Here is a 14,037-nt window from a genome sequence, read left to right as displayed (position 1 = left end):
GACTATAATTTATGGATGTATTGCGCTAAGTCAACCAATTTATTGGAATATCCGGACTCGTTATCATACCAAGAAACAACCTTGAAGAATTTTGAATTCAATTCAATTCCAGCTCCAGCATCAAAAATACTAGTTCTGGCATCCCCGATAAAATCTTGGGAAACAACTGCTTCATCTGTATATCCTAAAATTCCTTTCAATTCCCCTTCAGAAGCCTTTTTAAATGCCTTCTTGATCTCCTCATAAGAAGTCTCCTTCTGCAAACGCACGGTTAAATCCACTACGGAAACATCGGCAGTTGGCACTCTAAATGCCATACCTGTTAGTTTTCCTAGTAATGATGGAATAACCTTGGTTACCGCCTTGGCAGCACCTGTTGAAGCTGGAATAATGTTCAATAGGGCGCTTCTACCACCTCTCCAATCTTTTTTGGAAGGACCATCAACAGTCATTTGAGTAGCTGTTGTTGCATGTACAGTAGTCATTAAAGCTTCTTCTATACCAAAACTATCGTTCAATACTTTTGCCATTGGAGCCAAACAGTTGGTTGTACAAGAAGCATTTGAAACAATCTTATCGGATGCTTTAACTTCCTTATGGTTAACACCCATTACAAACATAGGTGCATTGCTGGAAGGAGCTGAAATAACCACTTTCTTGGCACCGCCATCTATGTGATATTGTGCAGTTTCCAAAGTAGTGAAAATACCGGTACATTCAGCAACGATATCAGCACCAACCTCATCCCACTTCAAATTCTTTGGATCTCTTTCAGCAGTAATCCTAACCGTTTTACCGTTTACTACCAAATTACCATCCTTAACTTCAACGGTACCATTGAATTTTCCATGAACCGAATCATATTCCAACAAATAAGCAAGATGTTCTACATCCAGCAAATCGTTAATAGCAACTACATCTACATTATCCCTTTCTACGGTAGCCCTGAAGACCAATCTCCCAATTCTACCGAAACCGTTAATCCCTATTTTCAAGTTTGACATTTCCTTTTGTTTTTAATGTTTAAATTACGTTGTCATGATATCGGAAACCCTCATAAGTTCCTTATCAATTTTTGTATGTCCTTTTATTGCCTTACTGATCGGTGTCAGGGTAATTGTATTATCCTGTATACCCACCATTAAGTTTGTTTTTCCTTCCAATAATGCTTCAACCGCCTTAACACCCATTCTACTTGCCAAAACACGATCAAAACAAGATGGTGCCCCACCTCTTTGCATATGTCCCAAAACGGATACACGTACATCATAAATGGGAAGATGCTCTTCTACGTACTCTTTTAGTTCGAAAACATTTTTACCTGTTTTATCGCCTTCCGCTACCACCACAATACTTGATGATTTTCCGGATTGCTTACTGCGCTTCAAAGATTCCAATAATCTTTCCAGACCCAGGTTTTCCTCTGGAATCAAAATCTCTTCCGCTCCCGCGCCAACACCTGCATTTAAAGCGATATGACCAACATCCCGGCCCATAACCTCTACAAAGAACAGTCTATTGTGCGAACTGGCCGTATCCCTAATTTTATCGATACATTCAACAGCCGTATTTAACGCTGTGTCAAATCCCAAGGTATAGGTAGTGCCAAAAATATCGTTGTCTATAGTACCAGGGATTCCGATTACCGGAAAATCAAATTCCTTATTAAAGGTCAAAGCACCCGTAAAGCTACCATCTCCACCAATAACAACAAATGCATCTATACCTGCTTTTCTTAATTGATCGTAAGCCACTTGACGTCCTTCCTTGGTCCTAAAAGGCAAACAACGGGCAGATTTAAGTATTGTACCTCCCTTGTTTATAATGTTGTTTACACTACGTGCATCCATTACCTTAAAATCACCTTCCATCATGCCTTCATATCCTCTATAGATACCAACACATTCAACCTTTAAATAGGCGCATGTACGCACTACTGCCCTAATAGCAGCATTCATTCCCGGTGAGTCTCCTCCTGATGTAAAAACACCAATCTTTTTTATTGCTGAAGCCATAAAAATTTTAAAAAAACAAAACTAGCAAACTTATTTCAATAATTACCCGACTTTGGCTTTAATTTGACAACAACGGACCACTCCAACGTTTTCGTTGAATAATTTCTTGGAAATTGTTAAATTCATAATCAATTCTTCAGGAAAAGTGATTATTTGGAAATTATCCAAAACAACTAAAAAGACCCATAAAAAGCTCCTAATTCTTCCTTAAAATTTTACGCAATAGCGCTTTAAAACTGTCGAAGTCTACTTGATAGGAAAGTCCAACACCTTGGGTGTATCCCTGACGATCTGCCAGAAATTGTTGGATTTCATTTTCCCGATTGAATATTTTGGCACTAAGGGTTCCTTCTTCGTTCAGTAAGATCTGCACTTCCACGTCTCCGGCAACTACGGTTTCCGACACTCCCCCTACCGGTACCCCTACCCTTCCATTAAGCAAAACCCTATCGCTGATCTGGGTAGACAAGGTTACCCCTAATCTATTCTCTGTCTGTATATCTGTGGTTCTATCCAAAATACCTTGTTCATAAGACAATCCAAAATTTAATTTGTCGTTGTCGCCCGCCAATAAGGAATTGAGTATTCCCGAAGCAGATTGAAGAAGATTCCCTGTAACCGCTTGTTGATTTATACCTGTTTGTTCATTTACAAAAGAGCCTTGTGCCAGTAGAAAAAGGGCATTTTTTTCGGCAATGGTAGGATCTTGCAGTCTGTATTCCAATTCGGATTTAACAATGGAATTGGTACCTGGAAATTCTATCCTCCAATCTATAACCGGACTTTCCAACTCTCCGGTTAGCCTTACCACTACATCGGTGGGTATACGTCTGGTATATCCCGGATTATCCAAGAGTGGCGCGGGGTTTGCATTTAAGGAATAAACGGCTTCCATATTTAATTGTGCCGCCAAGGGCTCCCTCTCCCAGGTAATATTACCTCCAGGTTTAACTTTAAAGGTCTTATCTACAATACCGCCAAACTTATAGCGAAACTGTCCTGTAACTACCACGAAATCCCCGTACATATTAAATTTACCGTTGGTATTGATCTCTATGAACAAAATTCCCGCACCTGTACCCCTTAAGGAACTGCCTGTTTTGGTATCTACAACAATTTCTACCTCGGCATCCGGGGTAACATCCAGATTAAAGGCCAACTCAAGACCCTCTACCTCCTTTAAAACCCGTTGCCCCTTTTCCGTATCCTCGACTTTCTTACCTACAAAATTGATAAATGAAAAATCCCCAACGCTGACTACATCACTAATTGGAATTTTTAAGGAAGTGCCCCTTGCCGTTTCCCCATCCACATTGATAGTAAGAGCATTGGTAGGTCCAAATATTCTACCTGTACCATTTAAATACCCAGCTCCATAGTACAATACTTCTTCCTTAAATGGTGTGTTAAGAATTAGAAAACGATCATTATTGGTGTCTACATCCAAATCCAAACTCCAATCCCTAAATAACCTATGTGTTATGGTACCATCCAAGGTTGCCTTGGTATTCATGGCCACATCGGTAAGTTTGATCTGCTGAAAATTAAAGGTCTGGTCCGATAACTTTACCCTGGAGTATGGCGCAAAACTATAATCCACATTTAAATAGGGAATGGCAATACCGGCATCATTTAAAGACAGTACGCCGCTCCAATTAGGATTATTTATTGGCCCTTTCAAAATGGCACTACCCTGTAACAAGCCCCTTATATTGGTAATAATACCTTCTCCCAACGGACTAAAAGGCTCTAAATTAAACTTATTGAAATCTACTATGAGATTTGCCTGCGGAATCTCCTCCCTATTGGAGATATTCCCGACCACACTGAGCTTCTCGAACCCTTTATCCACCAAGGAAGTGTTCACCACAAAATCGGTTAAATCCCTATTGCCCACTATACCAATGGCCAAATCTCCCAATGTAATATTGTTGATTCCAAAATTTTTGATATTTAAATTGGAGGAAGGCAGGTAAACATTATCCTTCTGCAAAACGTTCAAGGTACCGTTCACCTCCCCATGCAACTTAAGACTGTCTATAGCAGGTGTAATCTTCCCTAAGGTAACAATCTTAAACTGCAGCTCGATATCCTTATAGGTTGAATCTGCCAGTTGCCCCCGTAACCTAATTTGTTCCTGTTCATTATTGTTCATTACCACTTCCTCAATGGAAATGCTATCGAGCGTTTTGTTGATTATTACCTTGTTCTTACTGTTTCCATCCTTGTTGAGTATCCATTTGTTGCCTTTAAAACTAATATCGGAAGTTTTAAGACCAATAACGGATTTGTTCTCCTTGTTAAAGGTATGGTAGAAATTGAGGTTGTAACTATCATTATATTCGCTACCCCCTTTAAATTCTGTTCTAAAGAACAGGGTATCCTTTAAGGTAGTATTGATCAGATTAAAATCTTTTACATCATAGTAGGGCGTTGCCAGATCCCCAATAGAGACGTAGGTATTGAATAAGGGGTTCTTGTTGTCTATCTTAACGTCTATACTATCCAATTCATTACCATAAGCAACTATACTGGGCGATTTAAAGGTTAGTTTAAAATCTCCTTCATCGGCAATGATGTTTCCCCTAATAAAGGTATTGGGATCGAACTTCACCTCTGGAAAAAACACGTCCACAATCTTGTTGTAGATTTTGAAATTAAATGCCAATCTCTGATTTGCCGATATATTGAAAGGTCTATAATTGGTGTATATACTTCCCAAGGAATTTTGCAGCAACCTACCGAGTTCCTTGACTTTAAAATTACCCTTCAAATAACCGGTAATAATATCCGGAGAATTAATATCGATAATTCGGGTACTGTCATTTTCAAAGGTAGAAGAGACCTTAAAATCCTCAAAGTAATAGGTTTCGTTCTTGTTCTGGTAATTGGTTTTGGTAAATTTTATATCCCCTACAATATTGTCCAAGGAATTACCAGTAATGTCCATATTTATATCCCCCTTAAAAATGGATACGCTATCATTTATAAAATTTATTTTTTTAAGGTCGGCATAATCTACCGAGGCGATAAAATTGAAATTATTCCTGTTTTCTGCAAAATCGGCCAAGCCCTTAAAACTAAATTGAATATTTTCATCCCTACATAATAGGGAACCATCAAAAAGCTGCTCTTTGATTATACCAGATACGTTGATATCCTTATAGTCGTAGCCATTAAAATTTATGGAATACACTTGCCCTATTACCTCGGTGTTTAAATATTCCATAACCATTCCTTTGCCTTCCACATTAAAATCCAGGTTTGTTATGCCTACATCTTTTCTATCAATTAGATTTCCAAGGTCAAAATCGATGAGGGAGACAAAACCCTTATAGGAAGAATCGTCTATATGATCAATATCGGTAAGTTCCAGATCCACGTAGCTACTTCCAATGAGGGTATTAATATTGGCTTTTGTATTTATTGAAGATTCCGTGATAAGGGCATCACCCCTTACCGTGAACTGGCCCAATTTCTGAATCGAGGAAGGCAGGACATCCAAAATATTAGGTAGCAATGCCCTGAGTTCATAGTAACTGGAAGTGACATTCTTCATATTCGCCTCTAGCACAAAACCGGCATCCTTCGTAAAAAGATTCTTGAAATTAAAATCCCCACGAATTCCCGTATTATCTGTTGTCAAAAACAGGTCGTTTGTATTCAAATCGTTCAGCACCCCATCAACAATGGTGGAGAATGAAACAATTATATCACTTCCAAATTCATTATATAGTAAGTTCACTTCATTTAAGGCCACTGTAGACTCTACGAATTCGGCATCAATTTTCACCTTGTTCAAAAAGTCCTTAAAATCTTCCCGTTCATAATTAAATATCACCTTGCCCAATAAATGGGATTGGGGGGTCTTGATACTCAGGGAATCAAAACGCATCTGCTGTTTTGTATATTTGAATTCGGTGGCCATTTCATTTACCACCACTCCCCTTTTACTATTAAAGGACATCTTCTGAATATTGGAGGTAACGTCCGGCCCAACAATTGTAAAATCTGAAGCGGAGATATTAAGATCCACAAAATTCAACATCTCCGTGGTCTCTCTATTTTCGTCTATGAGCTTAAATTTACTATCGCTTATTTCTACATCAGCGGAAGAAAAATAAAACGGAGGCGTACCTGGGGCACGGGGTTTTTTACTGTCCAGCTTATCAATAAACACCTCTAGATTGGTGTTCTTGTCATCCTGATAGGTCCTAAGCTTAAAATTGAGTCGCTCAATAGCTATATCGCCAAACTCCAATTTACCGTTCACCAAATTACGTACGTTAAGGATAGAAGTACTTAAATTGTCTATGTAGAACAGCGTATCCTGTTTGTAATCCTCAATATAAACACCCTTAAGTGAGGTATCCCAGGAGATTAGGGAAATCCTTAGCCGATCAATATTAATATTGGTGCCAAATTCCTTATTGATCTCTGTAGTGGCATACTTGGCAAAACGGGTCTGGACAAATGGCAAGGAAAGTATAACACTGCCCAAAACGCAAATAAGAACGAGCACCAAAAATACTCTGACCAGAATTTTTCTTAATTTTTTGATAGGGCTTTATGTTTTACCTTTGTACATTCAAATTTTATTCCAAACAAAGTGGATAATAAAACTATTTATATTTTAGCCATTGAATCCTCGTGCGATGACACTTCTGCCGCCGTATTGAGCGACAATAGGACACTAAGCAATATTGTGGCCACGCAAAAAATACATGAGGAGTATGGCGGGGTTGTTCCCGAACTCGCCTCAAGGGCACACCAACAAAATATTGTCCCCGTGGTGCACCAAGCATTAGCCAAAGCAAATATCGATAAAAAACAGTTATCCGCCATAGCTTTTACACGCGGACCAGGACTTATGGGATCTTTATTGGTAGGAACCTCCTTTGCCAAATCCCTATCCTTGGGATTGGACATTCCTTTAATTGAGGTAAACCATATGCAAGCCCATATTTTATCGCACTTTATTGAGGAAGAAAATTACAAAATGCCTTCCTTCCCCTTTTTGGCAATGACCATTAGTGGAGGACATACGCAAATAGTACTGGTAAAGGATTACTTTGACATGGAAATTTTAGGGGAGTCCTTGGATGACGCGGTAGGGGAAGCCTATGACAAGAGCGCAAAAATATTGGGACTTCCTTATCCAGGTGGACCCTTGGTAGACAAATATGCACAGTTGGGAAACCCCAAAGCCTTCCCTTTCCCCAAACCCAAGGTAGATGGGCTAAACTTTAGTTTTAGCGGCCTAAAGACGAGTATTCTGTACTTCATTCAGCGGGAAACAAAAAACAACCCAAATTTTATTTCTGAAAACTTGAACGATATCTGTGCTTCTATCCAATATACCATCATCAATATTTTAATGGATAAAATAAAGAAGGCCGTAAAACAGACCGGAATAACACAAATAGCTATCGGTGGTGGAGTCTCTGCAAATTCGGGCATTAGACAGGCCCTTAAAAAAGCAGAGGAAAAATGGGGATGGACCACCTATATCCCAAAATTTGAATATTGCACGGACAATGCCGCCATGATAGGCATTGTAGGATATTTGAAATACAAAGAAACGGACTTTGTAGATCAAAGTATTACCGCCAAGGCGAGATATGTAATCAAATAACAAGGTGCATGATTACAGAATACTTGCTCCTCCATTCCGAGATTGTGCAGTACTTGGGTAATTCATTTTATTTGGATTCGTATCTTGAAAATTTAAAATATTATGGCGTACGACGAACAATTTGCACAACGAATTAGGGCCAGTTTTGATTTGCAGCCCCAGTCCGTTCGATCGAATATTACCGAAAAAAAAATGTTTGGTGGAATTGCCTTTTTGTTTTGTGGAAAAATGACCGTAGGTATTATAAAGGAAAATCTTATGGTAAGGGTCATTTCTAGCAAAATGGATGGGGTTATGAGTTCCGAACACGTAAGTCCCATGGATTTTGCAAAACGCCCCATGAAAGAATTTGTCTATGTTTCCCAGGAAGGAATTGCCAACGAGGAACAGCTATTAAATTACATTGAATTAGGGCTGGAACACGCCAAACAAAAATTGAACAAACTATAAACCTCACTACTAGCCCATGCAACTTTTCTACCATCCCGAATTAGAAAACAACACGGACCAATTTATGTTTCCGGCTGATGAAAGTCGGCATATATCCAAAGTACTGAGAAAAAATTCGGGCGATATTTTACAGATCACCAATGGCAAGGGCATGTTTTTTGAAGCCGAAATACTTGTTCCCGACCATAAAAAATGTAAGGCAAAAATAATTTCCCGAACCCAGATGCCGCCAAAACCGTATGAACTCCATATGGCAGTGGCGCCAACAAAACTTAACGACCGCTTCGAGTGGTTTTTGGAAAAAGCTACAGAAATTGGAGTTCATCAAATCACACCCATTATCTGTGAGCATTCCGAAAGAAAGGTCATTAAAATGGACAGAATGGAGAAGGTGATCCAAGCTGCCATGAAACAATCCTTACAGGCCTACCTACCACAATTAAATCCTCCCATTTCCTTTAAAGAATTCATGACCCAACCCAAGAGTGGGGAATTGTACATAGCACATTGCGAAGAAGATAAAAAAAAGGAACTGTCCCATTGTGCCACTGCCAAAAAAAACACAACCGTATTAATTGGCCCGGAAGGCGATTTCTCTCCGGAAGAGATAAAATTGGCCTTGGACAACGAATTTAGAGCGGTTGCTTTGGGAAACACCAGGTTGCGTACAGAAACAGCAGCCATTGTGGCCTGTACCACCATTGCCCTAGTTAACTTGTAATGCACTATTGAGGCATACCTTGGCAAGGCATACTTTTATTTAAAATTAAATTTCTTTGCCAAACCATAGAATGTTATACATAATCCTTTTAGTTTTTTAACCCGTTAATATTCTTAAATTTGAATACCGTAATTATCCGAGTGCATATGAAGCAGCTAGTTGTAATATTATTGATTTTCAATTTTTATTTGACCAAAAATTTACATGCCCAGGAAATTGCCATTTTAAAATATGGAGGCGGAGGTGATTGGTATGCCAACCCAACAGGACTCCCTAACCTAATCAAATTCTGCAATCAACAACTTAGGACTACCATTGACCCCAAGCCACAAACAGTGGAAGTGGGCAGCCCCAATATTTTTCAATATCCCTTTTTGCAAATGACGGGGCATGGAAACATTTTTTTTTCCAAGGAGGAAGCAGAAAACCTAAGAACCTATTTATTGGCAGGCGGATTTTTGCATATAGATGATAATTATGGGATGGAACCCTACCTGCGCAAGGAACTCGCCAAAGTATTTCCGGACAGGGAACTCACGGAATTAGGAGCAGACCACCCTATATTTAGACAACAATTCCAATTTCCAAAAGGATTGCCCAAGATACATGAACATGATGGCAAACGGCCACAGGCGTTTGGCATATTCGAGCAAAACCGCCTGATCCTTCTTTTTACATTTGAAAGCGATCTTGGGGACGGATGGGAAGACCCCGAGGTACATAACGACCCCCAGGAGGTACGCCTAAAGGCTTTACAAATGGGGGCCAATATAATCTCCTATGTTTTTAAAAGTTAAGATATGACATCAAAGACCATTGCAGAAGGTATATTAAGGGCTCTTGGAATTATTGTAGCCATTGTACTTCTACTGGCTTTCTTATATAAAATTAGCGCGGTTCTAATATACATCGCCATAGCGGCAGTAGCCAGCTTGATAGGACGGCCCATTGTTTTATTTTTTCGTCAGAAGTTAAAATTCAATAATACCGTAGCTGTTATAATAACTATGATATTCCTTGTTGGGGTCGTTGCGGGAGTTATTGCCTTATTTGTACCCCTGCTTATTCAACAGGGACAGAACCTGTCCTTACTCAACATAGATGCCTTACAGACCAATTTGGAGGACCTCTACCGCCAGCTCCTGCAATATATTGGGGTTAAATCCGAGGATTTGGAACAAAGCATTAAGGATTCACATTTGTTTTCTAACCTTAATTTTGGGATTCTTCCAGATTTCCTGAACTCCATAATCGGCATATTGGGGAGTTTCAGCGTAGGACTGTTTTCAGTACTCTTTATAGCTTTCTTCTTCTTAAAGGACAGTAAGCTTTTTGAAGCATCCATACTTACCCTGATCCCTGATAACAAAGAAAATAGATTTCAACATTCCATGGAAACCATCAAAAATTTACTTTCCCGGTATTTTGTTGGCCTGGTGTTCCAAATCCTGATCCTCTTTGTTATTTATTCCATTGTCCTTTTCATTTTTGGAATCGAAAATGCCATAGTAATCGCCTTTCTCTGTGCCCTTCTCAACCTTATTCCCTATATAGGCCCTATTATTGGAGGGATATTAATGGCGGTTTTAACCATGACCAGTAACGTGGGAGCCGATTTTAGTTCCGTTATTTTACCCAAAACCGGCTATGTAATGATTGGATTCATTATTGGCCAATTGGTAGACAACTTTTTTTCACAACCCTTCATTTTTTCCAACAGTGTAAAGTCGCACCCCTTGGAAATTTTTCTGATCATCATCATCGGAGGCCTGCTTCTAGGGGTCACCGGAATGATCATAGCAGTACCTGGCTATACGGCCATAAAAGTAATCTTAAAGGAATTTTTCAACGAGAATAAAATTGTAAAATCCCTTACAAAAAATTTATAATCCCACCTTGAACAAGAATATCCTAACATCTGAAATTCAGGATTTTATAATTAAAAATTTAAGGACCGAGCTTATTGCCCTTTTGTTAAAACCTTTAAATATTGAAGGTGTTACCAATAAGGAAATCGCGGAACAAATTGAAGCCAAGAACAGATGCAAGGACAAGCTTCCTATTTGGTATGGCACTCGCAATATATACTACCCCAACAAACTAAATATTGAACAGACCTCCTCCGAAACCACGGCCCAATATAAAGCTGGAGTAATAAGTGGAACAGCACTTTTGGATATGACGGGCGGCTTTGGGGTTGACAGTTATTTTTTTAGCCTTCGTATAGAACAGGTCCATCATTGCGAAATGAACCCTGACCTATCTGAAATAGCCGAATATAATTTTAAGGTTTTAGGACGGACCAACATCCATACCCATGCCATGGATGGCATAGATTTTCTAAAAAATTCAGAAATTGATTTCAATTGGGTATTTATTGATCCATCCCGTAGACATGATGCCAAAGGAAAGGTTTTTTTGTTGTCGGATTGCATTCCGAGTGTCCCAGATAATCTAGAAACCATATTGGCCAAGGCGAGGAAAATAATGATAAAAACCTCCCCTCTACTAGACCTGTCCGCCGGTCTTAGTGAGTTGCACTTTGTTAAGGAAATTCATATTGTGGCGGTTAAAAATGAAGTAAAGGAAATCCTTTGGATATTGGAAGAAGGCTATAAAAAAGAGGTATTGGTAAAAACGGTAAACCTAAACGGCTCGGCAATGGAACAGTTCAGCTTTTCCCATGAAAATGAAAAATTAGCGATCTCCAACTACTCCGATCCCTTAGAGTATTTATACGAGCCCAATTCGGCCATCCTAAAGTCGGGGGCCTTTAAGACCGTTGGAGATAGATTCAATATGTATAAATTACATGATCACTCACATTTATACACTCACGATCAATTATTGGATTTTCCGGGCAGGAGGTTCAAAGTTGTAAAGACCATTCCTTTCAATAAAAAAGAATTACAAAAACTAGAGATAAAAAAAGCAAATATTACCGTGCGGAATTTTCCGATAAGCGTGGCGGAAATAAGGAAAAAATTTAAAATTAAGGATGGCGGAGAAACGTATCTGTTTTTTACCACTAATCCTCGGGGTGAAAAGATTGTAGTGGAATGTTGCAAAATATGAGACTTCCCTCGTGATACGTATTCGAAAGCTACAACAAAACAACTCAGTTCATAGTAACCCAAAACAGTCATTCTAAACTCACGTTTTTAAAAAATTGTCCAAAATCACTAATATAAAAGTGAGCCCGTATTTCAATGGATAGGCCTGCCTAACGGCTTGTAAGAGAGCTTTTGCGACGAATCATCCCGATGAATAGAAAGGTTTGCGTTTCTCACCCCTTCCGTCTTCTCCTTTGTCGAAGCCACCTTATCCTCCCGCGGAAAACGCGGGACAGGCCTAAATAGGGGAAGGAGCAGTTTTTAATATTTATTGTTGTGATAAGTTTAATAATTTTTGGCTCCTTCCCTTGGATAAGGGAAGGTGGATACTCGGCTATGGGCCGAGGAGACGGAAGGGATTGGTAGCCTAATGAAGTACAGGTCAATGCATATACAAGGTTTGGAGGCAAATCTCAACTCCCCTTTTTACAAAGGACATGAAATACGGAAGTAATCGAGGAATCCTTGAAACACCTTCAATCACAATCCCATTTAAAATTGGCCACTTTATCATTGGAGGCAGTACCCAAATTGTAATGCCACCACTCTGTTCTAATGGACCAAAATCCATGTTTTTCCATGGTTTCCTTTAACAACAGCCTATTATCCAGGATATTCTTGGGCAAATCCAAATTGTCATGGTAAGCCCTTTTTCCAAAAAAATCAAAATCGGTCCCCATATCCAACTCCTTCCCTTCCAGGGTTACCAAAGTAATGTCCACCGCGCCACCCTTGTTATGTATGGACCCCTTAACAGGATTGGCTACATACTGGGGATTGGGGACTATGGCCCACATTTTATATTGTACATCATTTGGACGATAGCAATCGAAAAACTTTATTTTAAATCCTTTGTCCATGAATTCCTTATTGGCCAAAAGCAGTGCTCTGGCAGTTTTAACCCTAGTGTAACATTCCGCACAATCGTAGACCTTGGCCTTTAAAAAATTGTTTTCGGTAGCATAGCGCAGGTCGTACACAAAATCATCACTATAATCGGCCAACCTTACAAATAGGGTATCGGCCAAACCTTCAAGGGATTTTAATTTGGGTATTGGCTCTTCTTCTTCTTTCTTTCCGACATCGATTATTAATGAATCCCCAACCTCCAATTCGGTTTCAACATCATTCTTTATATTCTTGTTTACAGCTACTTCCTTACAACCAAAAACAAGAGCCATTGCCAAAAGTGCCATTCCCTTATAAACTGTGCGTTTCCCATTCATATATTCCAGAGCCAATTGTTATTCTTTTTATTCCCCAGGGTAAATATGCTTCCCCACAACAAATAAACAAAAAAGCCCCGAAACAGGGGCTTTTTATATCTAATAGGAATTGCAAACAACTACTGATTCTTCCCTATTACCAATTTCTAAAGGACCTATGTTAAAAGATTACCCTTTTCGTCCCATGTAGCGATTTCGTTTCTGGTACTCTGATCGATACATTTGGCGACCCATTCGGGATCATAATTCACCCCATGCTGATCCAGCACGTCCTGCGGAACCCCATCCCACACGTTGGGTGTATTTCCTTTATAACCCAGTTCGGCAACCCCTACTTTGGAGGAATAATAGCCACAAACCGTTAATCCGCGCATCAGATAGAAAAATTGTATTTCTAGAGGTTGCACGTCCAAGGATTTATTGGGATCATGGTAACAGATAGTATCCAATATCTGCTTTTGCTGGTCCAAGGTGGCCAATTTAAATTCTGTTCCGAAATCGGCATTGCTCTTATGGTCCAACCACATTAACCCTCCTTTAAGTGTCAGCTGTAACTCAGGGATGTCCTTGCCCATGAACTCTATAAATTCTGGGACCTCTGCCTCAATAGGTCCTCCATTAGGTTCTCTGGGAGGAAGTATCACTGTGCTCAATACTGCTATGGTTTCCATCTCATGTTCGGTAAAGAGCTGTTCTGCATTTAATTTTTCAATCAGCTCCAACTCCTCGGGGGTACGGCCAAAATAATGGGTGTTTTCTGCAGCAGCTACGGCCTCCTTTGCTGTATCGGGCCCATCTGTCTTGCAGCCATGAAAGGCCAATGCAGATGCGCCCGCACCAAGAATTATTGTCTGTATACTCTTTCTTCTATCCATGG

11 protein-coding genes are annotated in these 14,037 nt (G+C 39.6%); 6 read left to right on the top strand and 5 right to left on the bottom strand.

Going from position 1 to position 14,037, the window contains the following annotated elements:
* Window positions 1–2: 2 nt before the first annotated feature.
* From gap to MWU82_RS08990, 3 genes are all read right to left on the bottom strand, one after another.
* Window positions 3–1,004, bottom strand: a complete 1,002-nt coding sequence (gap, locus tag MWU82_RS09000; protein ID WP_247096145.1) for a type I glyceraldehyde-3-phosphate dehydrogenase — start codon at window positions 1,002–1,004, stop codon at window positions 3–5.
* 24 nt (window positions 1,005–1,028) lie between these two features.
* A complete protein-coding gene (gene pfkA / locus MWU82_RS08995; RefSeq protein WP_215945954.1) occupies window positions 1,029–2,015 on the bottom strand; it encodes a 6-phosphofructokinase in 987 nt (328 codons plus the stop codon).
* Window positions 2,016–2,211: 196 nt separating this feature from the next.
* Window positions 2,212–6,537 (bottom strand): translocation/assembly module TamB domain-containing protein, encoded by a 4,326-nt coding sequence (locus MWU82_RS08990; protein ID WP_348646980.1) that lies wholly within the window; start codon window positions 6,535–6,537, stop codon window positions 2,212–2,214.
* Window positions 6,538–6,624: 87 nt separating this feature from the next.
* Between MWU82_RS08990 and tsaD the strand changes: the two genes are divergently transcribed.
* From tsaD to MWU82_RS08960, 6 genes are all read left to right on the top strand, one after another.
* A complete protein-coding gene (gene tsaD, locus MWU82_RS08985; protein WP_215945955.1) occupies window positions 6,625–7,650 on the top strand; it encodes a tRNA (adenosine(37)-N6)-threonylcarbamoyltransferase complex transferase subunit TsaD in 1,026 nt (341 codons plus the stop codon).
* Between the two features lie 102 nt (window positions 7,651–7,752).
* On the top strand, window positions 7,753–8,100 hold the full coding sequence (locus MWU82_RS08980) for a TfoX/Sxy family protein (protein ID WP_247096143.1): 348 nt from the start codon (window positions 7,753–7,755) through the stop codon (window positions 8,098–8,100).
* A 16-nt stretch (window positions 8,101–8,116) separates the two neighbouring features.
* Window positions 8,117–8,821, top strand: coding sequence for a 16S rRNA (uracil(1498)-N(3))-methyltransferase (locus tag MWU82_RS08975; protein WP_215945957.1), 705 nt, complete (start codon window positions 8,117–8,119; stop codon window positions 8,819–8,821).
* Between the two features lie 146 nt (window positions 8,822–8,967).
* A complete protein-coding gene (locus MWU82_RS08970) occupies window positions 8,968–9,618 on the top strand; it encodes a DUF4159 domain-containing protein (protein WP_247096142.1) in 651 nt (216 codons plus the stop codon).
* A gap of 3 nt (window positions 9,619–9,621) precedes the next feature.
* Window positions 9,622–10,710 (top strand): AI-2E family transporter, encoded by a 1,089-nt coding sequence (locus MWU82_RS08965; protein WP_215945959.1) that lies wholly within the window; start codon window positions 9,622–9,624, stop codon window positions 10,708–10,710.
* 7 nt (window positions 10,711–10,717) lie between these two features.
* Window positions 10,718–11,896 (top strand): class I SAM-dependent methyltransferase, encoded by a 1,179-nt coding sequence (locus tag MWU82_RS08960; RefSeq protein ID WP_247096141.1) that lies wholly within the window; start codon window positions 10,718–10,720, stop codon window positions 11,894–11,896.
* A 514-nt stretch (window positions 11,897–12,410) separates the two neighbouring features.
* Here MWU82_RS08960 and MWU82_RS08955 read toward each other — a convergent pair.
* A complete protein-coding gene (locus MWU82_RS08955; protein WP_247096183.1) occupies window positions 12,411–13,115 on the bottom strand; it encodes a M15 family metallopeptidase in 705 nt (234 codons plus the stop codon).
* 200 nt (window positions 13,116–13,315) lie between these two features.
* A complete protein-coding gene (locus MWU82_RS08950) occupies window positions 13,316–14,035 on the bottom strand; it encodes a gluconate 2-dehydrogenase subunit 3 family protein (RefSeq protein WP_215945961.1) in 720 nt (239 codons plus the stop codon).
* Between the last annotated feature and the right edge of the window lie 2 nt (window positions 14,036–14,037).

It is taken from the genome of Arenibacter sp. S6351L (genome assembly GCF_023016025.1).
In the GTDB taxonomy this organism is placed as follows: Bacteria; Bacteroidota; Bacteroidia; order Flavobacteriales; family Flavobacteriaceae; genus Arenibacter; species Arenibacter algicola_B.
Note: the sequence above shows the minus strand (reverse complement) of the source record. Positions and strands in the feature narration are given on the sequence as shown.